23 protein-coding genes and 3 pseudogenes are annotated in these 26,197 nt (G+C 70.2%); 9 read left to right on the top strand and 17 right to left on the bottom strand.

Features of this window, described 5'->3' with window-relative positions; all coding sequences use genetic code 11:
- The 6 genes from ACKTSN_RS17360 to ACKTSN_RS17385 all read right to left on the bottom strand — a co-directional run bounded on the left by ACKTSN_RS17360 (position 1) and on the right by ACKTSN_RS17385 (position 5,022).
- Positions 1 to 1,338, bottom strand: a complete 1,338-nt coding sequence (locus ACKTSN_RS17360) for a CpaF family protein (RefSeq protein ID WP_409469963.1) — start codon at positions 1,336 to 1,338, stop codon at positions 1 to 3.
- Positions 1,339 to 1,354: 16 nt separating this feature from the next.
- Positions 1,355 to 1,729: a TadE/TadG family type IV pilus assembly protein gene (locus tag ACKTSN_RS17365; RefSeq protein ID WP_409469964.1), complete on the bottom strand. Its 375-nt coding sequence runs from the start codon at positions 1,727 to 1,729 to the stop codon at positions 1,355 to 1,357.
- 1 nt (position 1,730) lies between these two features.
- Positions 1,731 to 2,117 (bottom strand): TadE/TadG family type IV pilus assembly protein, encoded by a 387-nt coding sequence (locus ACKTSN_RS17370; protein ID WP_409469965.1) that lies wholly within the window; start codon positions 2,115 to 2,117, stop codon positions 1,731 to 1,733.
- Positions 2,114 to 3,367: an AAA family ATPase gene (locus ACKTSN_RS17375; RefSeq protein ID WP_409469966.1), complete on the bottom strand. Its 1,254-nt coding sequence runs from the start codon at positions 3,365 to 3,367 to the stop codon at positions 2,114 to 2,116. The genes ACKTSN_RS17370 and ACKTSN_RS17375 overlap by 4 nt, the downstream gene beginning before the upstream one ends.
- Before the next feature lie 7 nt (positions 3,368 to 3,374).
- A complete protein-coding gene (cpaB, locus tag ACKTSN_RS17380; RefSeq protein ID WP_409469967.1) occupies positions 3,375 to 4,082 on the bottom strand; it encodes a Flp pilus assembly protein CpaB in 708 nt (235 codons plus the stop codon).
- Between the two features lie 118 nt (positions 4,083 to 4,200).
- Positions 4,201 to 5,022: a hypothetical protein gene (locus tag ACKTSN_RS17385; protein ID WP_409474852.1), complete on the bottom strand. Its 822-nt coding sequence runs from the start codon at positions 5,020 to 5,022 to the stop codon at positions 4,201 to 4,203.
- 522 nt (positions 5,023 to 5,544) lie between these two features.
- On the opposite strand from ACKTSN_RS17385, the gene ACKTSN_RS17390 reads away from it, so the two are divergent.
- Positions 5,545 to 7,206: a chitinase gene (locus ACKTSN_RS17390; protein WP_409469968.1), complete on the top strand. Its 1,662-nt coding sequence runs from the start codon at positions 5,545 to 5,547 to the stop codon at positions 7,204 to 7,206.
- A gap of 1,056 nt (positions 7,207 to 8,262) precedes the next feature.
- Here ACKTSN_RS17390 and ACKTSN_RS17395 read toward each other — a convergent pair.
- A pseudogene (locus tag ACKTSN_RS17395) lies at positions 8,263 to 8,457 on the bottom strand (ATP-binding protein); the annotation flags it as partial.
- On the opposite strand from ACKTSN_RS17395, the gene ACKTSN_RS17400 reads away from it, so the two are divergent.
- From ACKTSN_RS17400 to ACKTSN_RS17420, 5 genes and pseudogenes are all read left to right on the top strand, one after another.
- Positions 8,420 to 8,851, top strand: coding sequence for a DUF5753 domain-containing protein (locus ACKTSN_RS17400; protein WP_409469969.1), 432 nt, complete (start codon positions 8,420 to 8,422; stop codon positions 8,849 to 8,851). The pseudogene ACKTSN_RS17395 and the gene ACKTSN_RS17400 sit on opposite strands and share 38 nt — an antisense overlap.
- Before the next feature lie 10 nt (positions 8,852 to 8,861).
- A complete protein-coding gene (locus tag ACKTSN_RS17405; RefSeq protein ID WP_409469970.1) occupies positions 8,862 to 9,053 on the top strand; it encodes a hypothetical protein in 192 nt (63 codons plus the stop codon).
- 80 nt (positions 9,054 to 9,133) lie between these two features.
- Positions 9,134 to 9,638, top strand: a pseudogene (locus ACKTSN_RS17410) (SigE family RNA polymerase sigma factor).
- Between the two features lie 76 nt (positions 9,639 to 9,714).
- Positions 9,715 to 10,263: a hypothetical protein gene (locus ACKTSN_RS17415; RefSeq protein WP_409469971.1), complete on the top strand. Its 549-nt coding sequence runs from the start codon at positions 9,715 to 9,717 to the stop codon at positions 10,261 to 10,263.
- Positions 10,203 to 10,859, top strand: a complete 657-nt coding sequence (locus ACKTSN_RS17420; RefSeq protein ID WP_409469972.1) for a hypothetical protein — start codon at positions 10,203 to 10,205, stop codon at positions 10,857 to 10,859. The genes ACKTSN_RS17415 and ACKTSN_RS17420 overlap by 61 nt, the downstream gene beginning before the upstream one ends.
- A 9-nt stretch (positions 10,860 to 10,868) precedes the next feature.
- On the opposite strand, the gene ACKTSN_RS17425 is transcribed toward ACKTSN_RS17420, so the two are convergent.
- From ACKTSN_RS17425 to ACKTSN_RS17440, 4 genes are all read right to left on the bottom strand, one after another.
- Positions 10,869 to 12,197, bottom strand: a complete 1,329-nt coding sequence (locus tag ACKTSN_RS17425) for an Nramp family divalent metal transporter (RefSeq protein ID WP_409469973.1) — start codon at positions 12,195 to 12,197, stop codon at positions 10,869 to 10,871.
- Between the two features lie 76 nt (positions 12,198 to 12,273).
- Positions 12,274 to 12,771: an ATP-binding protein gene (locus ACKTSN_RS17430; RefSeq protein WP_409469974.1), complete on the bottom strand. Its 498-nt coding sequence runs from the start codon at positions 12,769 to 12,771 to the stop codon at positions 12,274 to 12,276.
- 87 nt (positions 12,772 to 12,858) lie between these two features.
- Entirely contained in the window at positions 12,859 to 13,767 is a 909-nt protein-coding gene (locus tag ACKTSN_RS17435) for an anti-sigma factor RsbA family regulatory protein (protein WP_409469975.1), read from the bottom strand.
- A 31-nt stretch (positions 13,768 to 13,798) separates the two neighbouring features.
- Complete coding sequence (locus tag ACKTSN_RS17440; RefSeq protein ID WP_409469976.1) at positions 13,799 to 16,117, bottom strand: ATP-binding protein; 2,319 nt, start codon at positions 16,115 to 16,117, stop codon at positions 13,799 to 13,801.
- A 359-nt stretch (positions 16,118 to 16,476) separates the two neighbouring features.
- On the opposite strand from ACKTSN_RS17440, the gene ACKTSN_RS17445 reads away from it, so the two are divergent.
- Positions 16,477 to 17,832, top strand: a complete 1,356-nt coding sequence (locus ACKTSN_RS17445) for a M14 family metallopeptidase (RefSeq protein ID WP_409469977.1) — start codon at positions 16,477 to 16,479, stop codon at positions 17,830 to 17,832.
- Here ACKTSN_RS17445 and ACKTSN_RS17450 read toward each other — a convergent pair.
- The 5 genes and pseudogenes from ACKTSN_RS17450 to ACKTSN_RS17470 form a co-directional block, all read right to left on the bottom strand.
- Entirely contained in the window at positions 17,829 to 18,326 is a 498-nt protein-coding gene (locus ACKTSN_RS17450; protein WP_409469978.1) for a hypothetical protein, read from the bottom strand. The two genes, ACKTSN_RS17445 and ACKTSN_RS17450, sit on opposite strands and share 4 nt — an antisense overlap.
- 54 nt (positions 18,327 to 18,380) lie before the next feature.
- Positions 18,381 to 18,568, bottom strand: a pseudogene (locus tag ACKTSN_RS17455) (hypothetical protein); the annotation flags it as partial.
- Positions 18,569 to 19,346: 778 nt separating this feature from the next.
- Positions 19,347 to 19,757 carry a RidA family protein gene (locus ACKTSN_RS17460; protein ID WP_409469979.1) on the bottom strand — a complete coding sequence of 137 codons (411 nt, stop codon included), beginning with the start codon at positions 19,755 to 19,757 and terminating at the stop codon, positions 19,347 to 19,349.
- Positions 19,754 to 20,515 carry an IclR family transcriptional regulator gene (locus tag ACKTSN_RS17465; protein WP_224736103.1) on the bottom strand — a complete coding sequence of 254 codons (762 nt, stop codon included), beginning with the start codon at positions 20,513 to 20,515 and terminating at the stop codon, positions 19,754 to 19,756. The genes ACKTSN_RS17460 and ACKTSN_RS17465 overlap by 4 nt, the downstream gene beginning before the upstream one ends.
- The gene (locus ACKTSN_RS17470; protein ID WP_409469980.1) at positions 20,512 to 21,702 is read right to left on the bottom strand and encodes a sugar kinase; all 1,191 of its coding nucleotides are present in this window, start codon (positions 21,700 to 21,702) and stop codon (positions 20,512 to 20,514) included. Before ACKTSN_RS17470 ends, ACKTSN_RS17465 begins: the two co-directional genes overlap by 4 nt.
- Before the next feature lie 137 nt (positions 21,703 to 21,839).
- Here ACKTSN_RS17470 and ACKTSN_RS17475 point away from each other — a divergent pair, with 137 nt between their 5' ends.
- On the top strand, positions 21,840 to 23,105 hold the full coding sequence (locus ACKTSN_RS17475; protein ID WP_409469981.1) for an amino acid deaminase: 1,266 nt from the start codon (positions 21,840 to 21,842) through the stop codon (positions 23,103 to 23,105).
- A gap of 120 nt (positions 23,106 to 23,225) precedes the next feature.
- On the opposite strand, the gene ACKTSN_RS17480 is transcribed toward ACKTSN_RS17475, so the two are convergent.
- Positions 23,226 to 24,488 (bottom strand): IS701 family transposase, encoded by a 1,263-nt coding sequence (locus tag ACKTSN_RS17480; RefSeq protein WP_409467247.1) that lies wholly within the window; start codon positions 24,486 to 24,488, stop codon positions 23,226 to 23,228.
- A 75-nt stretch (positions 24,489 to 24,563) separates the two neighbouring features.
- Between ACKTSN_RS17480 and ACKTSN_RS17485 the strand changes: the two genes are divergently transcribed.
- Positions 24,564 to 26,189 carry an N-acyl-D-amino-acid deacylase family protein gene (locus tag ACKTSN_RS17485; protein ID WP_409469982.1) on the top strand — a complete coding sequence of 542 codons (1,626 nt, stop codon included), beginning with the start codon at positions 24,564 to 24,566 and terminating at the stop codon, positions 26,187 to 26,189.
- Positions 26,190 to 26,197 lie beyond the last annotated feature (8 nt).

Consider the following 26,197-nt stretch of genomic DNA (forward strand, 5'->3'; position numbering starts at 1 on the left):
CTACCTGGCTTCTCGGGTGGCTAGCTGGTCTGCGGACTGGGCCACGCCGAAGGCCTGGGGTACGGGCTGGCTCGCCATGTAGAGGCGGTCGGCGGTGCGGCGGGTGAGCGGGAAGTACTCGAAGGATCCGTAGATGCGGCCGTCGGCGGCCATGGGCTGGGCGTTGAAGCGGGCGACGGTGGCCAGCCGGTAGGGCTCGCCGCCGTGGCTGTCGAGCAGGGCGATCTCGGTGACGCGGCGGACTCCGTCGGCGAACCGGGTGAGCTGGACGATCACGTCGACGGCGCTGTTGATCTGGTCGTGCAGCGCTACGAAGGGGATCTCGACGTCGGACATGGAGGCCAGGGTCTGCAGACGCATCAGCGCGTCCTCGGCGCTGTTGGCGTGGACGGTGGCCAGCGAGCCGTCGTGGCCGGTCGACATCGCCTGGAGCATGTCCAGTGACTCGCCGCCGCGGACCTCACCGACGACGATGCGGTCGGGACGCATCCGCAGGGAGTTGCGGACCAGGTCGCGGATCGTCACCTGGCCCTGGCCCTCGACGTTCGGCGGGCGGGACTCGAGCCGGATGACGTGCTGTTGCTGGAGCTGGAGTTCCGCGGAGTCCTCGATGGTGATGATGCGTTCGGCCTCGGGGATCAGGCCGGAGAGGGCGTTGAGCAGTGTCGTCTTTCCGGTGCCCGTCGCCCCGGACACGATGATGTTGAACCTGGCCTGCACCAGCCCGGCCAGCAGGTACAGCATGTGCTCGTCCAGCGAGCCGAAGCCGATGAGTTCCTGGAGGGTGAAGGAACGGGGGAAGCGGCGGATGGTGAGGGTGGCGCCGGTGAGGGACAGCGGCGGGATGATGACGTTGACGCGCTCGCCGGACGGGAGGCGGGCGTCGACCATCGGATTCGACTCGTCCACGCGGCGGTTGACCGTCGACACGATCCGCTCGATGGTCTGCATCAACTGCTCGTTGGAGGCGAACCGCAGCGGCAGCTGCTCCACCCGGCCGCCGCGCTCGACGAAGATCGCGTCCGGGCCGTTCACCATGATCTCGGTGATCGACGCGTCCTCCAGCAACGGCTCCAGGATGCCGAGCCCCAGCGCCTCGTCGACGACCCTCCGGATCAGCTGGGACCGTTCGACGGTCGACAGCACCGGGCCCTCACGGCTGATGATGTGCCCGAGCACCCGCTCCAGCCGCGCCCTGCGCTCGGCCGCCGCGAGCGAGCTCATCTCCGCGAGGTCGATCTCCTCCAGGAGTTTGGCGCGGTACGAGGCGACCAGGTGGCCGTCCTCGCCTCTGCTTCCGTTCTCCTCGGGGGAGTTGATCCGTGCCCGCAGGCTCATCGCCGTGCTCCCTGTTTCAGTGGTCGATCGGCATCGTGGCGGTCTTGTTCGCGTCGCCGAAGTCCCAGCCGGGGACGATCGACGGGATGTCGACGGTGGCGGTGACCTCGACCTCGTCGCCCAGCTCGGCGCTCGAGCAGGCGGTGCCGTCGGCCAGCCAGCCGCTGACCGCGTTCTGGCAGTCCTGCACGTACGGCCCGTTCAGGGACGCGCTGCGGGCGCCGGTGCGGGCGGCCGTGCCGGCCTGCTGTCCGGTGTAGGCGATCAGTCCGATCTGCACGGCGGCCATGGCGACGAGGATCAGGATCGGGATGAACCCGAGGTACTCGAGGGCGACTTGGCCGCGCTCGCGGTCTTTACGGCCGTAAAAGGAGCAGTGCTCGTACGACATCTCAGCCCACCTCCTCCTCCACGGCCCCCGCATGCCCGTCGACGCCCGGGAAGGGGAAGCCGACCGAGCCGGGGAAGAGGACCGGCACCTGGAGACTGACGTCGGCCGTGACATAGCCGCCGTTCGTGGTGCACTGCACGCTGGCGCCCCCCTCCCAGGCGTCCGGCAGATGCCGACGGCCCGCCTCCTCGCAGGCCGCCTGACGATCGACCGCCGCCGTCCCCTCCCGTACCGCCTCGTCCGCAGCATTCCCCGCGAGTGTGAACGTGTATCCCACGAGCACGAACTGCCACAGCAGCACCAGCGTCAGAATGATCAGCGGGGTCATGCCGAGGAACTCGATGGTGACCTGGCCCCGGTCCCGTTTCAGGAGTGCACGCACGTTCATCCCCCTCCGTCCTTCCGTCTCCGGAAGCTCACCGCGCCGCGGTCGCCCCGCAGCCGGCTGCCCTTGCGGTCGCCCTCGGGGACCTTGACCAGTCCGAGTTCGCCCGCGAGGCCCCACAGGGCCTGCTTGACCACGCTCTTGCTGTCCAGCTCGTGGAGGCGGCCCGCGTCCACGGCTCCTTGGAGTTCCTTGAAGTTGGCGGGGACGGCGGTGGCCGCCACCGGCGTGCCGGTGATCTTCTGGACGAGCGGTGGCTGGATCTCGGTGGCGCGTGAGTGGCGGTTGACGACGACCGTCGTCTCCTCCGCCTTGCGGATCTGCAGCCGGTCCCACATCCGTACGGTGCGCTTGGCGCCCCGGACCGCGACCACGTCCGGCGTCGTGACCAGCAGAGCCCGGTCGGCCATCTCCACCGCGGCCGCGCTCGCGCCGCTCATCTGGGCTCCGCAGTCGATGACGACGGTCTCGTAGCGGGAGCGCAGGGCGCTGACGATCTGCCGGGTGGCCCGGTCGGTGACCTCCTCGCCGCGTTCGCCCTCACCGGGGGCGAGCAGGAGCGCGACCCCCGTGTCGTGCCGGAACACCGCGTCGGCCAGGACGCGCGGGGATATGTCCGCGATGGCGGCGAGGTCGACGACGGAGCGGCGGAACTGGACGTCCAGGTACGACGCCACGTCCCCGGTCTGGAGGTCCATGTCGACCAGGGCGGTGCTGCGGCCCGACGCCTGGGAGGCCAGCGCCAGTTGGACGGCCGTGACGGTCGCGCCCACCCCGCCCTTGGCGCCGCTGACCGTGACGACCGTGCCGCCGACGCCGGTGAACACGTCGCCGGTGTGGCCGAGGTGGCGGCGTACGCCGACCGACCACTGGGCGACGGCCTGGACGCGGTTGGCGAGTTCCTCGTAGCTCAGGGGCAGGGCGACGAGGCCCCGGGCGCCGGAGTCCATGGCGGCCTGGAAGAGGCCGGGGCCGGCGTCGGAGGTGACGAGGATGACCCCGACGGCGGGGAAGCGCAGGGCGACCTCGCGGATCAGCTCCAGTGCCGGGACGGGGCCGATCCGCTCGTGCACGACCACGACCTCGGGCAGTTCGTCGACGGACTCGGCGGCGAGCCGGGCGAGGGTGTCGATGAGCTGGGTGGAGTCGACCACCGGGGCCACCGGCTCGGCGTCCGGGAGCTGACTGAGCAGGGTCGTTATGGAGCGGACCGCGTCCGCGTCGCCGACCGCCGGCAGGACCCTCGTGGGCATACGGGCCTCACTTGTCCTTCGCGAGTTCGTAGGTGCGGTCCTCGTCCGGGACGGTGGTGTCGCTGCCGGGTGCGACCAGGGCGAGCCGGACGCGGTCGGCGAACGACTCGGCGTAGGTGATGCGCTGGGCGTCGATGCTGGACAGGGCGAAGGTGATGGGGACGGCGTCGGTGGCCTGGCGGCTGCGGTCGTCCTCGTCGGGGTTGAGGGACGTCAACCTGCCGACGTCGATCACCCGTGCATTTGTTACGATGATCTTGGACTGAGCGGGGTCACCCTCACGCTCGCCCGCGAAGGTGGCGTACACGTTGACGGTGGAGCCCGGTGTGATCTTGCCGGCCACCCCGGTCGCCGCATCGATCATGATGGCGACCTCCTGCTGCCCGGGCTCCAGGGCGGGCTGGTCGACGATCATGTCGCTCTGGAGCAGGGAGCCCTCGCGCAGGGTCGTCACGGCGATCTTGCCCTCGATCTGCCGGAGATCGGTGACCGCGTTGGCCGACAGCCAGCGCTCGGGCATCTCGATCTTCTCGAACTGGCCCGTGGTGAGGGCGGAGTAGGGCTCCACGTTCGCCTTGACCCGGTACGCGGTGACCTCGGGACCGACCTTGGACTTCACGTCGCTGATGACGGACAGGACGCCCGCGAACGCGCCGAGGGCGCAGATGACGGACAGAAGCAGGAGTATCACGCCGCGGCGCTGACGGGAGTTCATGAACCGTGCAACCTCATTGGGGATATCGGTCGAGTGGGCTGGGTTCGTGTGAGCGGTGAGGGGTCGTGCGCGGCCCCGCGGGGTGCCGGGGCCCCGTGCGTGTCCTGTGATTCAGGACTCACCCCGCGGGGATTTGGTTCTCGTAGGACTGCTCGTGCTCCGGTGCGACGGCGGAGCAGAACACGCACCGGTCGCCGATGACGTCGATGCCGCACCAGTGGCAGCGGCCCTGTCGCACCGAGCTGACCAGCTGGTAGAGCACCGACAGGTCGGGCAGATAGGTGCAGAACTCGATGAGTTTGCCGGTCCCCCACCAGCCGGCCGACTCGGCCGGCAGCTGGGCCTCGCGCAGCCCCTGCACCTTCCACGCCGGGGCCAGTGAGGCGGTGACCCAGTCGGACTGGAGCTGGCCCTTGGCGACGAGCATCCAGGTGCCGAACTCCGGTCCGCTCAGGGTGGCTTGGGGGTCGATCTTCACGAGCTGCGGCTCGGGGTGGGCGATCACGCCGAACTGGCTGCCCGGCATCCAGGACTTGGCGTGCGACTTGAGGCTGACGGGGACGCGGTCGAGCCGGGCCACGGAGCCGAGGAGGGCGCCGGCGTGGATGTAGTGGGTGAGCAGCCGTCCGGCCGAGGCGAGAACGCCGGGGGTGAGGTCACAGGAGGCGAGTTGCCTCAACTGCCGGGCCAGGACCGCGAGTCCGAGCGGCGGCAGATCAGGGCGGAACAGGGCGATCCGGTCGCTTTCCAGGATCGACCGGATGGTGTGCAGCCGCCGGTCCACCGCGGCGGGGACGGCCCGTGAGCTGACGACGATCACATGGCCGTGGGTCTCGATCAGCGTCTGCATCTCCGCGAGGGCCTGCTCCAGCGGGCGCTGGTGCACATCCTGCAGGACGACGGCGGGCAGGGTGCGTTCGTCCTGCGCCGGCAGGGCCATGTCGACGCCGGTCACGGCAATGGCTGTTGGCACGCGCAGCTCCCCGTTTCCCGCCCGGTCGGCCCACCGGCGCAACTCCGGTGTACCGAGGTGACTTCATTGCGTGACTTCCTCAGCACTGTATCCACGCCTCGATGACCGGAGAACAGCGTTTCCGTAGCTGGCGTGCAACTGTCGTCGCACAAGACACGTCAAATCGGGGCAGGTTGAGCATCCCGACCGAACCCGAAAGAGTGGGTCCTGGTAACGGAGCTGACCGGGGAGCTGCCGGCACCGAGTACCTGGGCATGATCGTGGTGGCCGTCGCCATCATTCTCGGGCAGACAGCCCACCGACGCCGTCTTCGAACCGTCGCTGTGCCAGATCTCGTCGGTCACCGGCGGACGAATTGGCCTGGACCTCTTGACAGTTGAATTGGTCTGGACCAACTTGTAGGTCCAACGGTGGCCACCGTCGCATCGCAACCCCACTCCCCCACCGGAGGCCCCAGTGGACCGCGCACGCAGACGGAGACGGATACGCATGTGGTCGGGGGCGGTGACCGCCGCTCTCGCCCTCACCGTGCCGACGACCGGCCAGGCGTCCGCCGCCGACGTCAACAACGCCAAGAACGCCGGCTTCGAGTCGGGCCTGAGCAACTGGACCTGCTCAGCGAACAGCGGTACGACCGTCTCGTCCCCGGTACACAGCGGCACCTCCGCGCTCAAAGCCACCCCGGCCGGACAGGACAACGCCCGCTGCTCCCAGACGGTGGCGGTGCAGCCCAACTCGACGTACACACTGAGCGGATGGGTCCAGGGCGGCTACACCTACCTGGGCGTCACCGGCACGGGTACGACGGACGTGTCGACATGGACACCGGACTCGACGACGTGGAAACAACTGTCGACGACGTTCTCGACAGGCGCCTCGACGAGGTCGGTGACGATCTACACGCACGGCTGGTACGGCCAGGCGGCCTACCACGCCGACGACATCTCGGTGCACGGCCCCGACGGCGGCGGGGGCGGCGACCCGGCTCCGACGATCCCGGGCGCGCCGAGCGGTCTTTCGGTATCGAGTACGACGTCCTCGTCCGTGTCGCTGGCGTGGAACACGGTCTCCGGGGCGACCGGCTACAACGTCTACCGCAACGGCACGAAGGTGACGGCGGTGACCGGCACGTCGGCGACGGTGACCGGCCTCGCGGCCTCGACGTCGTACTCCTTCCAGGTCACGGCCACGAACGCGGCCGGTGAGTCACCGAAGTCGGCGACCGTGACAGGCACCACGGCACCGGCGGGCGACACCGGCTCCGACCTCCCCCGGCACGCGGTGACGGGCTACTGGCAGAACTTCAACAACGGCGCGACCGTGCAGCGGCTGGCGGACGTCCAGTCCCAGTACGACATCATCGCGGTGGCCTTCGCCGACGCGACGGGGACGCCGGGCGCGGTCACCTTCAACCTGGACTCGGCGGGCCTCGGCGGCTACACGGTGGACCAGTTCAAGGCCGACATCCGCGCCAAGCAGGCCGCCGGCAAGAAGGTGATCATCTCGGTGGGCGGCGAGCGCGGCACGGTCACGGTCAACGACGCGACGTCGGCGACGAACTTCGCGAACTCGGTGTACGGGCTGATGCAGACGTACGGCTTCGACGGCGTCGACATCGACCTGGAGAACGGCCTGAACGCGACGTACATGACGCAGGCACTGCGCTCGCTGTCCGCGAAGGCGGGCCCGTCGATGATCCTCACGATGGCCCCGCAGACCATCGACATGCAGTCGACGTCGAACTCGTACTTCCAGACGGCCCTGAACGTGAAGGACATCCTCACGGTCGTCAACATGCAGTACTACAACAGCGGTTCGATGCTCGGCTGCGACGGCAAGGTCTACAGCCAGGGCTCGGTGGACTTCCTGACCGCGCTGGCCTGCATCCAGCTGGAGGGTGGTCTGGCTCCGTCCCAGGTGGGGTTGGGGTTGCCGGCATCGACGCGGGGCGCGGGCAGTGGGTATGTGTCACCGTCGGTGGTGAACAACGCGCTTGACTGCCTGACTCGGGGGACCGGGTGCGGCAGCTTCAAGCCGTCGAGGACGTATCCCGACCTGCGCGGCGCGATGACGTGGTCGACAAACTGGGACGCGACGGCGGGGAACGCCTGGTCGAACGCGGTGGGGCCGCACGTGCACGCACTGCCGTGATCCTCGCCCTTCCTGGCGCCGGCCGCATGTCCCGATGCGGCCGGCGCTGTCGTGGGGATCACGTTGGTGTTGTCGGAAAGCCGCGTTGCAATCCGTAATCGGCCTGTGTGATCTTTGGGCACATGTGTGGACGGGGGCGGCATACCAAGGCCGGAAGAGTCAAGTGTTGCGGCCGAGTTGGTCGACGCGGTGCGGCGGGCGAAGGGTGGGGAGGCGTCGCCGCAGGACGTGTTCGAGGCGTTCCTCCAGGCTCGGGTGTACTGCGAACGCCCTGAGGAGCCCGGTTTCTTGACGAGCACAGGCCATCCCAATGGATCAAGATGTATGAAGACGCCCTGGGGCGCGTCAGCGCCTCGCCTGCACGCCGGGTTGGCTCAACGGCATCCGGCCGGTGGGTGGCGGGCGAGTGGCAGCGTCCGGGGTCTGTGACTGGTAAGCCTTCCTCGGGTTCCGATGCCGGGCGCTGGCGATGGAACAGTAATTGGCCGATTTGGCTCACCCAGCGGGAGAGAAAGCCCAGGTGGGGACTGCCTGCAGTGAGCCAAATCGGCCAATTACCTCCTGGGGTACGGCCCGTGGGGCTGATGTGGCAGCAGGGACTTGCCAGCGCCATCGGCGAGTCCGCGCCCGCCCCGCGCCTCCCACCCCCTCCTGCCGGGCGGAAACCGCCAAGCCGACCGGCCTGTCCCGACCGCCTGGCGCGCCCCAGCCACCCACCACCCGCAGGCCGCTGAACCGAGCCGGCGTCCCGCCACCCCGCCGACGCGACCGCCACCACACACTGCCGATCGCCGCCAAGCCCACCCGACGTGCATGCGAGGCGCGACCGCGCCCGCCAACCCCGGCAGGCCCCGCAACCGACGGAAGTGACCGCCCGCTCGGCCACCCGCCTTTCCGGGCCGCTCGCTCGCTTCTCACCCGTGCTGGAGCGAGGCGAGTCAAGGGTGGCCCGCAGGGCCATCGCCGAAGGCGACGCGAAGCGCCCTTTACTCGCCTCGCGGAAGCACGACACTGGCCAAGAAGCGGGCGGCCCCGACGGTCACTTGGGAACGGCGGTCACACGGTGAGCGTGCCGTACTTCGCCGTCCCCGTCCTCGGTAGCGTCGCCCACATTCGCGTTCCGCCGCCCGGTTCTCGGGATTCGCCGAAGCCCCAGTCGCCCTCGCAGGCTCGGCAGACGCGGGCCAGGACGCGGAGGGCTGCGCGGCGGCGGGTGTCGCAGGCCGTTGCGAGGTGGGGTTGGGTGTACCGCGTGGAGCGGCAGCAAGTGCTGAACGGCGACAACCCGACCGAGTACGTCGCCGTTGTGCACGAGGCCGCTCTGCGTATGCAGTTCGGCGGGCGGAAGGTTGCTCGCGCTCAGCTCGAGCATCTGCTGACCGTCTCGGAGCGACCGGCAGTACGGCTACTGGTGATTCCGTTCGTCGCCGGTACGTTCCCCGGCTCGGGGCAGACCTTCAACTTCCTCGAAGGTCCGGTTCCCCAGCTGGACACCGTTCAGATCGACAGCAGTCACGGGCCGGAATTCCTCAGTGGGGACACGCAGTTGGTCAAGTACCGTACGCACCTGGACTGGATGGAGCGCATCGCGCTGTCACAGGAGGAGTCGCGCGACTTCATTCGGGACATCGCCAACAGTCTGTGAGGAGACCCCGATGAACGACATCACCTGGGAAGAGCCGTTCTGCGGCGAGGGAGCCAGCTGCTTCCGCCTAGGCACCGACCCCCAAGGCAACGCCTACATAGCCGTCGCCGGTGCCGAGGACGCCTACCTCACCGACACCCGTGAAGCCCTCCGCAGCCTCATCCTCGGCATCAAGGCCGGGGAGGCCGATCACCTGCTCTGAGAGTCGTGAGACCGGCGTGAAACATTTCCCCGGGCCCACCGCATCAATGAAGTGACGGTGCCTACGATGGGGGGACAACGATGCAGGTCCTCGGGGACGAGTACGCGGAGTTCGCGGCGGCACGCGCCGGGCATCTGTACCGGTCCGCGTGTCTGCTCACCGCGGGGGACACGCACCTCGCCGAGGATCTGGTGCAGGAGACCCTCGGGCGGCTGTACGTGAGATGGGGGCGCGTTGCGCGGGTCGGGAACCCGCCGCGTACGTGCAGACCGTGCTCACCCGTACGTTCCTCGCCTATCAGCGGCGGCGGAGCAGTACCGAGCGTGCCATGGACGTACTGCCGGACCGGCCCGACGCGGGGCCGGTGACGCCTCCCTGCGGCTGACCCCGCTGGAAGCCCTCGCCCGGCTGCCTGCCAAGGACCGGGCGGTGGTCGTGCTGCGCTACTGGGAGGACCGCAGCATCGAGGAGACCGCCGACGTACTCAACGCCAGTTCGGCTGCCGTGCGGACGCGTTGTGTCCGTGCGCTCGCCCGGATGCGTGAGCTTCTGGGCGAGGACCTCGGCGAGTACGCGACCCACTGAAGCGACCCTCTAAAGCGACCCCCCGAACCCGTACGCCCACTTCATCCGCGCGTCTCTTGAGAAACGGTGATTCGCCATGCCCACTTCACACCACGAGAACGACTCCTTCGAGGACCGGCTCGGCGCAGCCCTGCGGCAGGCCGGGGACACGTTCGACACCGATCGCCCCGCCCTGATCGCCGCCGGTCAGGCCCGCGGGCACAGGCTGCGGCTGCGTCGGACGACGCCCACCTCGTCCTCGTCGGCGCCTGCCCCCGTCTCCGGCGAGGACATGATCGCCACGCTGAGGAAGCTGCTTCCGGAAGGGACGGTCAGCGGCGAGGCGGGCAGTGGCACGGACGAGGAGATCGCGGCGCCGTACGCGCGTGTCGTCTACGACGACGGCAAGGGCGGCGGGGCGGTCAGCGTCGCGCTGAGCCGGGTCGAGCCGGGCAGTCAGTCGGCGCGTGACGCGACCACGTGTCCCGACAAGGCGCATGTCCCGTACGACAGTTGCACCACGAGCCGGCTGTCCGACGGCTCGGTGCTGATGCTTTTCAGGGCTACGAGTTTCCGGACCGGCGCGTGGACACCAAGCGCTGGCAGGCCGAGCTGGTCACCCCCGAGGGGCAGCAGGTCAGTGTGAGCGAGTGGAACGCCGTGGCGGAGAAGGACAAGCCGATCACTCGGGAAGAGCCGCCTCTGTCCGCGGCTCAGTTGAAGGTCATCGCCGTGGCTCCGGAGTGGCGAGCCGTCGTCGACTCGATCCCCGGGAATCCCGAGGGCAAACCGGGGGCGGAGTCGGAGATGCCGCCGGAGGTCGACGGTGGCGCGATTCGGAAGACCCTCGTCGACCTCCTGCCGGAGGGGGTCGAGGTGGTCTCCCAGGGCGGTCAGGAGAGCGCGTACGCCTACGTCGTCGTCGACGACGGCAAGGGGCAGAGCCTCGTCCAGATCAACGCGCAGGCCGACATGTCCGACGCCGCCGGCGACCTCTACGGCGACGCCGAGAAGCTGCCCGACGGCACGCTGGTCGCCACCAGCCAGGCGCCGGGCGAGAAGGGTGGTGCCGGGGTCGTGGTGTGGAGCGTCGACACCATGCGGACGGACGGCTTCCGTGTCGTGATCAGCGCGTTCAACTCCGACGCCCAGCACACCGACGCGACACGGGAGACACCCGCCCTCACCATCGAGCAGCTCCGCGAGATCGCCCTCAGCCCGAAGTGGGCCGACCTCGTGTGAGAGCCAAGGCTAGAAGAACTCCGACCACGGCTGGTCCCAGATCTGCTTCACGCACAGCACCAGGAACAGCAGCCCCGCGATGACGAGCATGCCGTTGCTCAGCCACCCGTTGCGCCACTCGCGGGGCGTGCGGTCGGAGTTCAGCAGCCAGATCAGCGTGCCGGCGAGGAAGGGGAGGAACGCCGCGCCCAGCACGCCGTAGATGATGACCAGGCGGAACGGCTGGCCCTGGAAGAGCAGGACGATCGGCGGGAACGTCAGCCACAGCAGGTACGCCCGGAACGGCCAGGAGCGTTCCCGCTCGCCCGACGCGATCTCCTCGCCCTTGGCCACGTCGCGGCGGCGGTAGCGTGCCACGAAGTCCGCGAACATCAGGCTCACGCCGTGCCAGACGCCGATCAGGGAGGTGAAGGAGGTGGCGAAGAAGCCGATCAGGAAGAACTTGGCCGTCGCGGTGCCGTATTCGTCCTCCAGGATGTCGCCGAGCTGGATCAGGCCCTTGTCGCCGCTCTCGATGGCAATGTTCGCGGCGTGCAGCAGCTCGGCGCCGACGAAGAGCATCGCGACGACGAAGACGCCGGTGGTGGCGTAGGCGACCCGGTTGTCCAGGCGCATGACCTTCATCCAGCCGGTGTTGGTCCAGCCCTTGGCGTTGACCCAGTAGCCGTACGCGGCCAGCGTGATGGTGCCGCCGACGCCGCCGATCAGGCCGAGGGTGTTGAGGATCGAGTCCTTCTCGTCGGGCAGGACGGGGAGGAGGCCGGCGAAGGCGTCCCCGAGATTGGGGGTGACCCTGATCGCGAGGTACACCGTCACCACGAACATGACGCCGACCAGGACCGTCATGACCTTCTCGAAGACGGCGTACTTGTTGAACCAGACGAAGACCAGGCCCACGAGACCGCAGGCGATGCCCCACCACTTGAGGTCCATGACGTCCGGGAACAGTGCCTGCAGCGGCAGCGCGCTGGACGACATCGCCGCCGCGCCGTAGACGAAGCCCCAGATCACGACGTAGACCACGAAGAAGTACGTGGTCCAGCGGCCCAGGCTCGCCCAGCCGTCGAAGAGGGTGCGGCCGGTGGACAGGTGCCAGCGGCCGGCCGCCTCGGCGAGGGAGATCTTCACCAGGCAGCCGATGACCGCGGCCCACAGCAGGGTGTAGCCGAAGTTGCTGCCCGCGATGAGTGTGGCCACCAGGTCACCGGCGCCGACGCCGGTCGCCGCGACGACGATGCCGGGGCCGATGTATTTCCAACTGGATTTACGGGGGGTGGAGTCGGAGTTCTGGGCCGGTGATGCGCCGGTTTCACTGGTGTTTCCCGTGGTGTCCGCCATGAAGGTCAAGTAAGCCCATGGACGGCCGGGCGACAAGAGGGCGGGCGGGATCTTCACCCGATGTGTGCGACGCGTGCTACGGCTGCCGCCGACCGCAGCCGTCGCACGCGCACGTGCCGAGCTCGAACCAGACGGTCGTGCCCGGTCCGTCCTGGTGGTGGCCCCAGCGCCGGGCGAGCGCGTCCACCAGGAACATCCCGCGGCCGCTCTCCGAGGTGCCCGCGTCGACCACCCGCGGCGGGCGCCGGCCGCGGTCGGCGACCTCGCAGCGCAGGACGCCGTGCGCGGCGGTCAGCGTGAGCCGGAAGGGGGTCGCGGCGTGCAGCAGGGCGTTGGTGGCCAGCTCGCTGACCAGCAGTTCGGCCGTGGCCACCAGGTCGTCGTCGCCGGTACCGCCCCGCTCCGCCAGTCCCCATGCCTCCAGCTGCCGCCGGACCTCCGTGCGTGCCTCGCGGACCGCGGAGGGTTGCGGGTCGTACTCGACGCTCAAGTGGCCCGCGCGCATGGGTGGCTGGGGATAGGCGCCGTACCGGGGGTCGGGGTCCGGGCGGCCTCCCCCGGAGAGTTGCAGCATGTCTCCAGGGTGTCCGTACCGGGTGTCCGGCACACGGGGAGGACTACCCGATTCCATACCTGTGCAGGCGTGCGCATACGGATCGGGTTACGCGTACTGCAGGCGTACGGCCGCGCCCGCACCGTCGTCGCGTACGTCGACGTATGCGCACACCTGCCGGGCGAACCACAGCCCCTGGCCGGGTGCCGGCTGCGCGTCCGGCGGTGGGACGAAACCGGCGAGGGGGTCGTCGACGCGGCGTGGGGAGCGCAGTTCGCAGACGCAGGCGGGGGCTTCGCCCCACAGCAGGACGCGGGTGACGGGGTCGAGCGGGGCGGCGGCCTCGGTGACTGCGGCGGCGAACAGGTCGGCGTCGGCGGCGGGCAGTCCGCGGGCGGTGGCCCAGGTGTGTACGGACTGCGGGTCCGGGGCGGGCAGCGGGTGTGCGTCCGGCGGGGGCGGCGGCAGCGGTACGGCGTCCAGTTCGGCGGCGATGCGCAGCGGTTCCTCGTAGACGTCGGTGCCGGGGTGGGTGCGGCGGGCGGCGGCGACGACGGCGGAGCCCGCGGTGCGGGTGTCGTAGGCGCACAGGGCGGTCGTCGCGAGCGGGGCGAAGAGGAGGTTGGTGAAGGCCTCGTAGCGGATCCACTCGCTGGTCTCGCGGGCGGAGCGGCCGGCCCGGCCGCTCCAGTCGGGTTCCATGAGGAGGTGGATACGGCCGTGCGGGGCGGCGTGCGCGGCGAGGTAGCCGACGCCCTGGGCGATCGCGTTGGCGGCGGAGCCGGTGTACCACTCGGTGTGCGGGATGAAGCCGACGTGCGCCGCGTCGTCGCCGAGGGCGTCGCGCAGCAGGCCGAGTTTGGCGGGGGCGGCGATGGCCACGGGCGGGGGTTCGTCGGGGGCGGCGAGGCCTTCGGCGAGGAAGGGCAGGGCGGCTGCCAGGAACTCCTCGTCGGTGTCGAAGACGGCCATGCGGTGGTCGAAGGTGCCTTGGGCAAGTGCGGGTCGGGCAGGCATGGGTTTCCTGTCGGTGGTAGGGGCGGGGGTGTCAGCGCCGGGCGGTGACCCAGGCGGCGATCTGGCTGCGGTTGCTGAAGCCGAGCTTGCTGAGGATGCGTTCGACGTGGCCCTCGGCGGTGCGGCGGGCGATCACCAGGCGGTCGGCGATCTGCTGGTTGGCGAGGCCCTCGGCGACGAGTTCGGCGACCTCTCTCTCCCGCCGGGTGAGGCGGACGTCGGGCTGGGGGCGTTCGCCGGTGGGTTGTTCGGGGCGGTGTTCGTCGAGGGCGTGGCCGACGATGTCCGTGAGGCCGAGTCCTGCGCCGTGCTCGTAGGACCGCTCGTAGGCGGCGGCTCCGAGGGCCTCGCGTACCCGGGTCTCGGTGTCGCGGCGGCCGGAGTTGAGGGCGGCGGAGCCCCAGCGGTTCCGGTCGACGTCGGTCCAGATGCGGTCGGCGCCGCCGAGCAGGACGGCCGCGCGGTCGTGGGCGCCGGTCCGGCTCGCGGTGTGGGCCAGCAGGTCGAGGGTGAGGCCGATGCCGACGACGTCGTGCACGGCGAGTTTGAGACGCAGGGCCTCATGGGCGTGCCGTTCGGCCTGCCGGTGGTCGTGGCGCACGCTGTGGGCGAGGGCCAGCATGCGGTGGACGTACGACAGCACCCATTCCTCGCCGTGCCGTTCGCACAGCCGGCGGGTCTCCTCGCAGACCTCGATGGCCTGGTCGGCCTCGCCCAGGAAGCCGAGGGCGCAGGCGAGTTCGACGCGGTCGAGGCCGACGAGGCTGAGGTGCTGGCCGGGGACCCGGCCGCGGGCGACGGCGGCCCGGAAGTGGTCGAGGGCGGCGGGCAGGTCGTCGCTGAACAGAGTGATCACACCGAGGACGTACTCGGCGTGCGCCGCCTCCGCCGGGTTGCCGAGCCGCCGGGCCAGGGTGCGGGCCTCTTCGGCGCGGCGGCGGCCTCGGGTGAGGTCCTCGGGGCAGAGCGCGAGCAGTCCGGAGACCCACAGGCCGCGGGCGCGTTCGGGGGTCGGTTCCGGGTTGGCGTCGAGGGCGCGGTCGAGCCAGTAGCGGCCCTCGCGTAGGGCGCCGCAGGCGTGCCAGTAGAACCAGAGGGTGCCGGCCAGGTGCAGGGCGGCGAGGGCTTCGCCGGGGGTGGTGAGGCTGAAGTCGAGGGCGGCGCGCAGGTTGTCCTGGTCGGCGCGCAGGCGGGCCACGGTCTCCCGCTGTCCGGGCCCGAACCAGGCGCGTTCGCAGGCGGCGGCCCGCTGCTGCATCCAGTCCCGCCGGCGGCGGCGTGCGGCGGTCTCGTCGTCGGGTCTGTGCCGGAGTTTCTCCAGGCCGTAGTGCCGGAGGGTGTCGAGGAGGCGGTAGCGCACGCCGTCGGGGCCTGCTTCGCGGCACAGTACGGACTTGTCGACGAGCCCGGCGACGGCTTCCAGGACGTCGTAGGCGTGCAGCCCTTCCTCGTCCGCGCACACCGCCTCCGCCGTCTCCAGATCGAAGCTGCCGGCCAGTACGGACAGCCGCGCCCACACCGACTGCTCCCGCTCGGTGCACAGTTCGTGGCTCCAGTCGACGGCCGCGCGCAGCGTCTGGTGGCGGGGCCGGGCGGCGGGGCTGCCTGCGGACAGCAGGCGGTAGCGGTCGTCGAGGCGGTCGAGGAGCTGTTCGACGCCGAGGACGCGCATCCGGACGGCGGCGAGCTCGATGGCGAGGGGGAGGCCGTCGAGGCGCCGGCACAGGCGGACGACCGCGGGCCGGTTGGCGGGCGTGAGCCGGAAGCCGGGGACGACGGCGGCGGCGCGGTCGGCGAAGAGGGCCACGGCCGGGTTGGCGTCGGCGGCGGAGAGGTCGCCGTCGGGGTCGGGGACCGGCAGGGGACGTACTTCCAGGAGGTGTTCCTCGGTCAGGCCGAGGCGGTGCCGACTGGTGGCGAGGACCCGGACGCCGGTGGTGCCGCGCAGCAGGGCGGCGGCCAGTTCCGTGCAGGCGCCCAGCAGATGCTCGCAGTTGTCGACGACGAGGAGCAGTCGCCGGTCCCGTAAGTGCTCCACCAGCGCGTCCAGCGGCGGTTGTGCGGAGTAGTCGTGCAGGCCGAGGGCGTCGGCGGCGGCGAGCGGGACGAGTGCCGGGTCGTGCAGCCCCGACAGGTGCACGAAGCGCACGCCGTCCGGGAAGGCGCGGGCGACACGGGACGCCAGGCGTCCGGCCAGCCGGGTCTTGCCGACTCCGCCCGGGCCGGTCAGCGTGACCAGGCGGGCACGGGCCAGCAGTTCGCGTCCTTCGGTGAGTTCGGTCCGCCGGTCGACGAAGCTGGTCGTCTCGACCGGCAGGTGACCGTCCCGGTGCGGCGCTGATCCGCCCATGATCAGCCAGTCCTCTGGGGTGGGGGGAGGGTTCGCCCTTGCGCGGACTGCAACTCTCCCCCGACGCCTACATATATGCACGTTCCGCTCACACCGACGGGTGCACTTTGCCGGGGTCGGCACCGGGTGAGGACGTCGTGCGTACACTGCGCGGACGCTCAATACCGTGTTGCACAGCCGTTTTTGGCGTGGTTTCAGCCACCCGCCCACAGCCAACTCTTGACCTGGCCATGCCATACGCCCACGATGAGCGCCACACCCGCACCAGTACGTCGTACGTCGCACGGAAGAACCACCCCCCCGGCTCCACTCCCCCACTTCCGGAGACCCCGGAATCACTGGAGAAACAAGGAGATTTCATGCGACTTCGCATCCGCGGCTCAGGCGTCCGCAGCGGCAGACGCACCGCCGCGCTCGCCGCCCTGCTGGCCCTCGCCCTCGCGGCCCCGATCTCGGCGACGACCACCGACGCCACCGCCGACGGGGCGGACAGGGCGTCGGCCTCGGCGGACGACATCCGCCAGTACGAGATCCATATGCACTCGACCGCCAAGGACCGTACGGCACTTCAGCGGTCGGGCGTGACCGTGGACGAGGTCCACGACCACGGGGTCGTGATCTCCGGCCGCGCGGACCAGGTCAGAAAGCTGCGCTCACAGGGCTACGAGATCACCGCACTCGGCGCGGTCCCCGACCGGTCGGCCGGTGAGGACGACATCCGGCTCTACGACTTCCCCTCCGGCGACTCCCGCTACCACAACTACGCGGAGATGACGAGCGAGATCAACTCGGTCGTCTCGGCGAACCCGGGCATCGCGAGCCAGCGCGTGATCGGCACGTCGTACCAGGGCCGGAACATCGTCGCCATCAAGATCAGCGACAACGTGGCGAGCGACGAGTCCGAACCGGAGGTGCTGTTCACCCACCACCAGCACGCCCGTGAGCACCTCACCGTCGAGATGGCGCTGTATCTGCTGCGGGAACTGACCTCCGACTACGGCACGGACTCACGCGTCACCAGCATGGTGAACAACCGGGAGATATGGATCATCCCGGACCTCAACCCGGACGGCGGCGAGTACGACATCGCGACCGGCTCCTACCGGTCGTGGCGCAAGAACCGGCAGCCCAACTCCGGTTCGTCGTACGTCGGTACGGACCTGAACCGGAACTGGAACTACCGGTGGGGCTGCTGCGGCGGGTCGTCCGGCTCGCCGTCCTCGGACACCTACCGGGGCTCGGCGCCCGAATCCGCACCCGAGGTCAAGGTGGTCGCGAACTTCGTGCGCAGCCGGGTCGTCGGCGGGACGCAGCAGATCAAGGCCGGCATCGACTTCCACACGTACAGCGAGCTGGTGTTGTGGCCGTTCGGGTACACGTACTCCGACACGACCACCGGGATGACGGCCGACGACCGGAACGCCTTCGCCGCGGTGGGGCAGAAGATGGGTGCCAGCAACGGTTACACGGCCGAGCAGTCCAGCGACCTGTACATCACCGACGGGTCGATCGACGACTATCTGTGGGGCTCTCAGAAGATCTTCGGGTACACCTTCGAGATGTATCCGTCGTCCGCGTCCGGGGGCGGGTTCTACCCGCCCGATGAGGTGATCGAGCGGGAGACCTCGCGGAACCGGGATGCGGTGCTGCAGCTTCTGGAGAACGCGGACTGTATGTACCGGTCCATCGGTAAGGAAGCCCAGTACTGCAGTTAGTCGGTGTCCTCTTCGTCCTCTTCGAAGTAGGCGTCGAGGACCTCGTCCAGCTGTGAGTCCCACTCCTTGTGCTGGGACTTCGACTTGGCCTCGATCTCGATCGGGTACCAGCGGCGGTCCGGCGTGTGCACGGTCACGGTGAACCGCTTGCCGAAACGCGGGGACTCCGTCTCGATCGCGCCGATCTCGTCCCAGCGGAATTCGCACTTCTCGTCGTCGAGGCTCAGGCGTACGCCCTTGGCGTCGGCGACGATGCGTGCGCGGCGGTCGGCGGCCTCGAAAACGGGGCCGTCGGCCGCCTCGGCATCCTCGGCCTCCGAGGCTTCTTCTGCCGGGGCCTCCTCGGGGGCCACGTCCTCGACGGGGGCCGCCTCCTCGGGCTCGACCGCGTCCTCGGGCTCGGCGGCCTTCTCCGGCGCCGTGAGCCCGGGGATGTGGGCCGGGTTGACGCCGGCGTCCAGGGGCTGACTGCTCGTACCTATGCGCTGCTCCACAGCGGAGCAGTATGGTCGACGATCCTGTGTCCGAGACAGTCAGCCCCTACTTCGTTATACGAAGATGCTCAACGCGGCCGCCATCACGAACCCGGCGACGGACAGCACGGGCTCCAGCACGGTCCAGGTCTTGAGCGTGTCCCGCTCGCTGATGCCGAAGTACTTGGCCACGATCCAGCTGTATCCATTGGCGCGCTCCGCGCGCGGGCGCCGTCGTTGACGTGCGAGGCGAAGATGGAGCCTCGAAGTAGGCGTTTTGGAGCTCTCTCCCGCACAGCGAGAGATTCTCCCCTGGATCTCTCCGGGGAGACCGCCGTCGGACAGTGAGAGCGGAATGGCGATGCCTCGGTCAATCCCGACATGGGAGTCGGTCCAGTCCCTGGGCGTCGGCACCTGCACTTCACGTTCCGTACGGAACACGATGTGCCGGCCAAGCGCCTCCTTGACCAGACGCGCCCCCGTGATCCGACCCGTGTGGCCGCCTCTGGTCACCCCGGGCAGGTCCCTCGTCCAGCGGAACCGCACTCGCCCCAGCTTCGGAATGTTCACCGTGCCCCAGCGTCGGTGCACCCTCATCACATGCAGATCCCGTCCCTGCGGGATGTCCACCGCCGGCACCGCGCCGGAACGGGACTTGAAGGTCGGCGCTTCCGTCCTGCCTTCCCAGCAGTTCACCCAGGCCTGTCGGTACGTCTTCAGCACCGCCTGAGCTGCTTGCGCTGGCAGCACTGCGAGCCAGTCAACGTTGGCACGCGCCCAACGGATCTCACTGTCCAAGTAGGAGAAGGGAGGCCGCCGAGCCCCGGCGACGGTGAACAACTCGTGCAGCAAGTTCCACAAAGCCCTCGCGGCGTGCGCCTGCTGGTCGAGTCGAGCCTCTTGGGCAGCCGTCAGGGCAAGACGCGCCCGGCAACCACGGTGGCGTTTCGCCTTCTCCTTCATGCCCTGGCCTCCCCGCGGTTCCGTTGATCTGATCAACGGAACCAGCGCGGAGAGGTCACGGGTTCGAGTCCCGATCAATCAGCCGAGCACTGCCAGGGCATCGATCTCGATCAGTAGGCCCTGGGGCAGCCCGACGTAAACCGTCGTCCGAGCAGGCGGAGCCTGCGTGAGGGCCTGCTCCTCGAAATATTGGTCGTAGATCTTGTTCATCTCGGCGAAGTGGGCGACGTCCGTGAGGTAGACGCGGATCATCATCACGTCGTCCCAGGAGGCGCCGCCCTCCTCGAGGATCGCCTTGACGTTGGCGAGGGTCTGCAGGGTCTGCTCGCGCAGGGTGGGGCCGGCCGGCGTCGGGGGCTTGCCCTCCTCGGCGGGCAGGAAGCCGACCTGGCCGGCGACCTGAAGGATGTTGCCCTTCTTCACGCCGTGGGAGAACTTCGCGGGCGGGGTGGTGTGGGTCTTGGGGGTGAGGGCGGTCTTCTCGGTCATACGACGTCCTTGGTCGGGGTCCTTCCGGAGTACTCGCCGCTGATCGCGTCCGCGGTGCGGCGGACCAGCGGGAGCAGGGTGAGGAGTTCGTCGGCGGTGACGACGACGTTGGGGGCGGACACCGACATCGCGGCGACGACCCGGCCGTCGGCGCCGCGGATGGGCGCCGCGACGCAGTTGATGGACTCCTCGTGGCCACCGAGGTCGGTGGCCCAGCCCTGTTCGCGCACCTTCGTGAGTTCCTTGAGGAACGCTCCGGCGTTGGGGGTCGAACGGGCCGTGTACAGGGGGTAGTCGAGCTTCTCCGCGACAGCCCGGCGCTCGTGCTCGGGCAGGTCGGCGAGGAGGAGCTTGGCGACGGCGGCGACCGTGATGGCGACCGGTTTGCCGATCCGGGAGTACATGCGCACCGGGTAGCGGCTCTCCACCTTGTCGATGTAGAGGACCTCGTCCTCCTCGTACACCGCGAGGTGCACGGTGTGTCCGCACTGCTCGTTCAGCCGTACGAGGTGGGGGTGGGCGATCTCGCGGATGTCGAGGTTCTCCATCGCCTCCTGGGCGAGCGCGAAGAGGCGGGCGCCGAGGCGGTAGCGCTGGTCGGACTGGCGGTAGACGAAGCCGTGCTCGTGGAGCGTGCGCAGGAGGCGCAGGGCGGTGGACTTGTGCACGCCGAGGCGGTCGGCGACCTGTCCGAGATCGGCGGGGCCCTCGGCGAGCAGCGGCAGGATGCTCAGCGCGCGGTCGACGGTCTGGCTCATGGCGTACGTACCTCCTCCTCGGCCCGGTCCCTGGCGACTGTCCAACCGGGGCCGAGTCGCAGTCTCCCCCACGCCGCGTCGTCCAGGGCGGCGAGGCGGTCGGCGTGGTCGCGGGCGGGGGGTGTGGCGAGGTCGCCGGGGGTGGTGAGGGCGGCGGCGGCCATGAGGTGGCCGTGACGGAGGCGGGTCCCTACCGGGAGGTTGCGGAGGGTGGCGGAGAGGAAGCCGGCGGCGAAGGCGTCGCCTGCGCCTACTGCTGCCGCGATGTCTACGGTGAGGGCGGGGGCGAAGGTCGGCTGTTCGGTGGGCGGGGTTGGTGCTGGGCGGGGGTCGGTCGCGCAGCCCAGCGCTGGCGGGGTGCCGCCCGCGCCCACCCGTGCCGCCCCAGGCGACACGACTGCCCGCGGACTGACGCCCGCCAGCGGCACGGCTGCCCGCGGACCGACGGTCTCGAACGCCGTCGCGCCTCGTGCGCCCTCCTTCACCACCAGGACCTCCGGCTCCGGCAGTAGCTCGCGGATCTCCGCCGGGCCGCCCGTGACTCCCCAGGCCGCGTGGGCCTCGTCGGTGCCGATGAAGACGATGTCGGCGCGGCGGGCGAGGTCGAGGAGGACGCGTGGGCCGTCGGCGTCCCGCCACAGGCCGGGGCGGAAGTTGACGTCGAAGGAGATGAGGGGCCGGTCCGGCCGGGGGGCCGTCAGCTGCCACAGCAGGGCGAAGCACCCGTCGGAGAGGGCCGCTGTGATTCCGGAGAGGTGCAGGACGCGTCCTGCGCGCACCGCCTGCAGGTCCATGTTCTCCGCTGACATGGCGGATGCCGCCGACCCCGTCCGGTAGTAGGCCACCTCGTGACCGTCGCCGGCCCGGTCCCCCGCCGTACGGAAGTACACGCCCGTCGGGCGCGCCGGATCCCGCCGTACGGCCGAGACGTCGACGCCGTACGCGCCGATCGTCTCGACCAGGTGGTCGCCGAAGCCGTCGGCGCCGACCCGGCTGACCCAGCGCGCCGAGTGTCCGGCGGCGGCCAGCATGCAGGCCACGTTGGATTCGGCGCCGCCGATGGCACGGTCGAAGGAGGGGACGTCGGCGAGGCGTCCCGGGCGGGAGGGCAGGAAGGTGACCATGGACTCGCCGAGCGCGACGACGTCCACGACGTCGAGGGCGGTGGTGGGGCCGGTGGCGGTCACGATGGTCGGGACTCCTCGTCGTCTCGCGGGACCGGCGGCTCCGTTGACCCCGCGTTGGCCGAGATGTTAGACAGCGGTAAGCGATATACGCAATGAACGTTGCAGTACATGCAACGCACCTGATGAGGGAGGCCCCCATGGCCGGAGAAGCGCTCGCCCGCCTCGCCGAGGAACGCGTCGACCATCGCTTCAAGGGCCTCCCACCGGACGCCGACGGGCTGACGGTCGGCGAGCTGGCCGCCCAGCGCCGCAACCTGTTCACCGACGGCTTCACCACCCCCGTCCTGGCCCTGTCCGCCGAGCGCCTGGAGCACAACCTCGCGCTCATGGCGCGGTACGCGAGCCGGCACGGCCTCGCCTTCGCCCCGCACGGCAAGACCTCCATGGCCCCGCAGCTCTTCCACCGCCAGGTCGAACGCGGCGCGTGGGGCATCACGCTCGCCGTGCCGCACCAGGTGCGGGTGGCGCGGGCGTTCGGCGTCCGGCGGATCTTCCTCGCGAACGAGCTGGTGGACGCCGCGGCCCTGCGCTGGATCGCCGCGGAACTGGCCGCCGACCCCGACTTCCGTTTCATCTGTTACGTCGACTCCGTGCGCGGCGTGGAGCAGATGGCCGCGGCCCTGCACGGGAGTCCCCGTCCCGTGGACGTCGTGGTCGAGCTGGCCGCCGGCGACGGCGCCCGCACCGGGGCCCGTACGGAGGCGGAGTGCGCGGCGATCGCGGAGGCGGTGGCGGCCGTACCCGCCCTGCGTCTGGTCGGCGTCGCGGGCTACGAGGGCGAAGTGCCGCAGGCGACCCCGGAGCGGGTGCACGCCTGGCTGCGCAGGCTGGTGGCGCTGGCCGCGGACTTCGACAAGGCCGGACGTTTCCAGGGCCTGGACGAGATCGTCATCAGTGCCGGCGGCAGCGCCTGGTTCGACGCGGTGGCCGACGTGTTCGCCGAAGTCCCCGAACTGACCGCACCCGTACTGAAGTTGCTGCGCTCGGGCGCGTACGTCTCGCACGACGACGGCCACTACCGCAAGCTGACCCCCTTCACCCGCGTCCCGGAGGAGGGCGCCCTGGAGCCCGCGTTCCGCCTGTGGGCGCAGGTCGTCTCCCGCCCGTCCCCCGAGCAGGCCTTCGTCAACGCGGGCAAGCGGGACGCGGCCTACGACCTGGACCTGCCCTTCGCGCAGGTGGTGCGCCGCGACGGTGTCGAGCGTCCGGCGACCGGCATCGAGGTCACCGCCCTGTCCGACCAGCACGCCTGGCTGCGCACCGCGCCGGAGGCGGATCTGGAGGTCGGGGACTGGCTCGGCATGGGCCTGTCCCACCCGTGCACGTCGTTCGACAAGTGGCAGCTGATCCCGGTGGCCGAGGCGGACGGCACGGTCGTCGAGTACATGCGTACGTTCTTCTAGTAGGGCTTTGTTAGGTCCTGTGGTGGGGTTCGGGTGCTGGTGCGGGTTGGCCGCATATCGAGCAGGCGCCGGTCCAGGTGGCCAGGAGGGCCTGGAGTTCGCGGAGGACCGCGTAGAGGGTCAGGCCGGCGCAGGGGCTTTTGGGTCGAGCCTGAGCATGGTGCAGAAGGCCTGGGCGAGGGACGCGAGGGTGACGTGGCGGTGCCAGCCGAGGTAGTTGCGGCCCTCGAAGTGGTCCAGGCCCAGACCGTCCTTGAGCTCGCGGTAGTCGTGCTCAACTCGCCATCGGATCTTGGCGATTCGTACCAGTTCGCGCAGTGGGGTGTCGGCGGGAAGCGTCGAGAGCCAGTAGTCGGTTGGCTCGGCGGAGTCGGGTGGCCACTCGACGAGCAGCCAGCAGTCGGGCAGGGAGCCGTCGGCGGCGCGGCGGATGGTGCGGTTGGCCGGTCGGACCCGCAGGGCCAGGAACTGCGAGCGCATCTCGGCGTTCGGGTTGCGTCTGGTGGCCTTGCTGCCCTGGCGCCAGGTGACGGTGCGGGTGGCCGCTCGGCCGACGGCCAGGGCCAGGGCGCGCAGGGTGGTGTGCGGTTGGGGGTAGGCGGACACGGGAGGGCGGCCCTGCCCGGAGTACGGCGGGCGTTGGGGTGTGGCATTGCCGGGGTGCGCGGTCGTGGTGGCTTTGACCGCGACCGCGTAGGTCAGGCCGCGCTCGGTCAGGCCCTCGCGAAAGCCGGTGGCGTCGCCGTATCCGGCGTCGGCGGCGACCGGAAGGTCGGGCAACTCCCAGTTGTCGCGCACCTCGTCGAGCATGTCCAGCGCCAGGCGCCACTTCTCCCGGTGCCGCTCGGTGTCCGGGATTCCCGCCTTGGCGCGGCGGCGCCGGATCGCCTCGGCCATCAGCGCGTCCTCGCCGTACTTGGTGTCGTCCCAGCTCTCGGGCAGGAACAGGCGCCAGTCGACAGCCGATGACGCACGGTCACTGACCAGGTTCACACTGACGCCGACCTGGCAGTTGCCGCGCTTACCCAGGGCGCCGCAGTACATCCGCGCCACCCCCGGTGAGTCGTAGCCGTCCTTGGGGAAGCCGACATCATCGATCGCGTACGCCTCGGGAGAAATGTGCGCGGCAGCCCAACGGGCCAGCCGCTCACGGACCTTGGAGTAGTCCCAGGTGGACGATGAGACGAACTGCTGCAGCTGCTGGTGGTCCACGCCCAGGCGCTCGGCCATCGGCTGCATGGACTTGCGCTTGCCGTCCAGCATCAGCCCGCGCAGATACAGCTCGCCCTTGGCCCGCTGGTCCCGACGCGCCAGCGAACCGAGCATCTCCGCCGCGAACGCCTCCAGGCGCGGGCGAACCGTCTCCATCTCCTCAGGTGTCACACCTGACAGAACATCACAATCTACCTGACGATGATCAATCGGGGTACCTAACAAAGCCCTACTAGGAGGCCCGCTGTGGAAGACCTCGTCATCCGTGACGCGGACGTCGTGGACGGCAGCGGCGCCCCCGCGTACCGCGCCGATGTGGTGGTGAACGACGGCCGGATCGTCTCGATCGTCAAGGAGGCAGCGGCGGCGGGCTGCCAACGACCCGGTGCGGTGCGTGAGTTGGACGCCGAGGGCCTGGTCCTCTCGCCCGGCTTCATCGACATGCACGCACACAGCGACCTCGCTCTCCTGCGCGACCCCGACCACAGCGCGAAGGCCGCGCAGGGCGTCACCCTGGAGGTCATCGGCCAGGACGGGCTGTCGTACGCCCCGGTCGACGACCGCACCCTCGCCGAGGTCCGCCGCGCCATCACCGGCTGGAACGGGTACGGCGACGACATCGACTTCGACTGGCGGTCGGTCGGCGAGTACCTGGACCGCCTGGACCGCGGGATCGACGGCCGGGGCATCGCGGTCAACGCCGCGTATCTGATCCCGCAGGGCACGGTCCGGGCGCTCGCGGTCGGCTGGGAGGACCGGGAGGCCACGCCGGAAGAACTGGACCGGATGCGGCAGTTGGTCGCCGAGGGCCTGGAGCAGGGCGCGGTCGGCATGTCGTCCGGGCTCACCTACACGCCCGGCATGTACGCCAAAGATGCCGAACTGACCGAGCTGTGCCGGGTGGTGGCGGCCTACGGCGGTTACTACTGCCCGCATCACCGCTCGTACGGCGCGGGCGCGCTGGAGGCGTACGAGGAGATGGTGGCGCTGACCCGGGAGGCCGGCTGCCCGCTCCACCTCGCCCACGCCACCATGAACTTCGGCGTGAACAAGGGCCGCGCGCCGGAACTGCTGTCCCTGCTGGACGACGCGCTCGCCGCCGGGGCGGACATCAGCCTGGACACCTACCCCTACACCCCCGGCTGCACCACCCTCGTGGCGCTGCTGCCGAGCTGGGCGAGCGAGGGCGGCCCGGAGGAGATCCTGCGGCGGCTGACGGACGAGGAGAGCGCCGAGCGAATCCGCCACGACCTGGAAGTGACCGGCGCGGACGGCTGCCACGGCGTGCCCGTCGAGTGGGACACGATCGAGATCTCGGGCGTGACCGACCTCGCCCTCGGCGCCTACGTCGGCCGTACGGTCGAGGACTCCGCGGCGCTGCGTGGCGAGGCCCCCTGGGTCACGGCCCGCCGTCTGCTGGTCGAGGACCGGCTGGGCCCGACGATCCTCCAGCACGTCGGCCACGAGGAGAACGTGCAGACGATCATGCGGCACCCGGTGCACACCGGCGGCTCCGACGGCATCCTCCAGGGCGCGAAGCCGCACCCGCGTGCGTACGGCACGTTCCCGCACTACCTCGGCCGGTACGTACGCGAGCTGGGGGTGCTGTCGCTGGAGGAGTGCGTGGCCCACCTCACCTCGCGCCCGGCGGCGCGGCTGCGGCTGCCGGACCGCGGGCTGGTCCGCGAGGGGTACCGGGCCGACCTGGTCCTTTTCGACCCGGCGACCGTCGCGGCGGGCTCCACCTTCGAGCAGCCCCGCTTCCTACCGACGGGCATCCCGCATGTGCTGGTCGACGGCCGGTTCGTGATCGAGGACGGCCGGCGCACGGACGTACTGGCGGGGCGGGCGGTCCGCCGCACTCCGGTATGACCACCCGC

The organism is Streptomyces flavusporus, assembly GCF_046267975.1.
Taxonomy (GTDB): Bacteria; Actinomycetota; Actinomycetes; order Streptomycetales; family Streptomycetaceae; genus Streptomyces; species Streptomyces flavusporus.

What these genes read in the sequence shown, in the direction of transcription:
- ACKTSN_RS17435 (WP_409469975.1), bottom strand. Translation starts at nt 13,767, where the DNA reads ATGCCTGCCCGACCCGCACTTGCCCAAGGCACCTTCGACCACCGCATG.
- cpaB (WP_409469967.1), bottom strand. Translation starts at nt 4,082, where the DNA reads ATGAACTCCCGTCAGCGCCGCGGCGTGATACTCCTGCTTCTGTCCGTC.
- ACKTSN_RS17415 (WP_409469971.1), top strand. Translation starts at nt 9,715, where the DNA reads ATGCCCACTTCACACCACGAGAACGACTCCTTCGAGGACCGGCTCGGC.
- ACKTSN_RS17430 (WP_409469974.1), bottom strand. Translation starts at nt 12,771, where the DNA reads ATGCTGCAACTCTCCGGGGGAGGCCGCCCGGACCCCGACCCCCGGTAC.
- ACKTSN_RS17440 (WP_409469976.1), bottom strand. Translation starts at nt 16,117, where the DNA reads ATGGGCGGATCAGCGCCGCACCGGGACGGTCACCTGCCGGTCGAGACG.
- ACKTSN_RS17360 (WP_409469963.1), bottom strand. Translation starts at nt 1,338, where the DNA reads ATGAGCCTGCGGGCACGGATCAACTCCCCCGAGGAGAACGGAAGCAGA.
- ACKTSN_RS17460 (WP_409469979.1), bottom strand. Translation starts at nt 19,757, where the DNA reads ATGACCGAGAAGACCGCCCTCACCCCCAAGACCCACACCACCCCGCCC.
- ACKTSN_RS17445 (WP_409469977.1), top strand. Translation starts at nt 16,477, where the DNA reads ATGCGACTTCGCATCCGCGGCTCAGGCGTCCGCAGCGGCAGACGCACC.
- ACKTSN_RS17465 (WP_224736103.1), bottom strand. Translation starts at nt 20,515, where the DNA reads ATGAGCCAGACCGTCGACCGCGCGCTGAGCATCCTGCCGCTGCTCGCC.
- ACKTSN_RS17475 (WP_409469981.1), top strand. Translation starts at nt 21,840, where the DNA reads ATGGCCGGAGAAGCGCTCGCCCGCCTCGCCGAGGAACGCGTCGACCAT.
- ACKTSN_RS17405 (WP_409469970.1), top strand. Translation starts at nt 8,862, where the DNA reads ATGAACGACATCACCTGGGAAGAGCCGTTCTGCGGCGAGGGAGCCAGC.
- ACKTSN_RS17365 (WP_409469964.1), bottom strand. Translation starts at nt 1,729, where the DNA reads ATGTCGTACGAGCACTGCTCCTTTTACGGCCGTAAAGACCGCGAGCGC.
- ACKTSN_RS17370 (WP_409469965.1), bottom strand. Translation starts at nt 2,117, where the DNA reads ATGAACGTGCGTGCACTCCTGAAACGGGACCGGGGCCAGGTCACCATC.
- ACKTSN_RS17390 (WP_409469968.1), top strand. Translation starts at nt 5,545, where the DNA reads ATGTGGTCGGGGGCGGTGACCGCCGCTCTCGCCCTCACCGTGCCGACG.
- ACKTSN_RS17425 (WP_409469973.1), bottom strand. Translation starts at nt 12,197, where the DNA reads ATGGCGGACACCACGGGAAACACCAGTGAAACCGGCGCATCACCGGCC.
- ACKTSN_RS17375 (WP_409469966.1), bottom strand. Translation starts at nt 3,367, where the DNA reads ATGCCCACGAGGGTCCTGCCGGCGGTCGGCGACGCGGACGCGGTCCGC.
- ACKTSN_RS17385 (WP_409474852.1), bottom strand. Translation starts at nt 5,022, where the DNA reads ATGGCCCTGCCGGCGCAGGACGAACGCACCCTGCCCGCCGTCGTCCTG.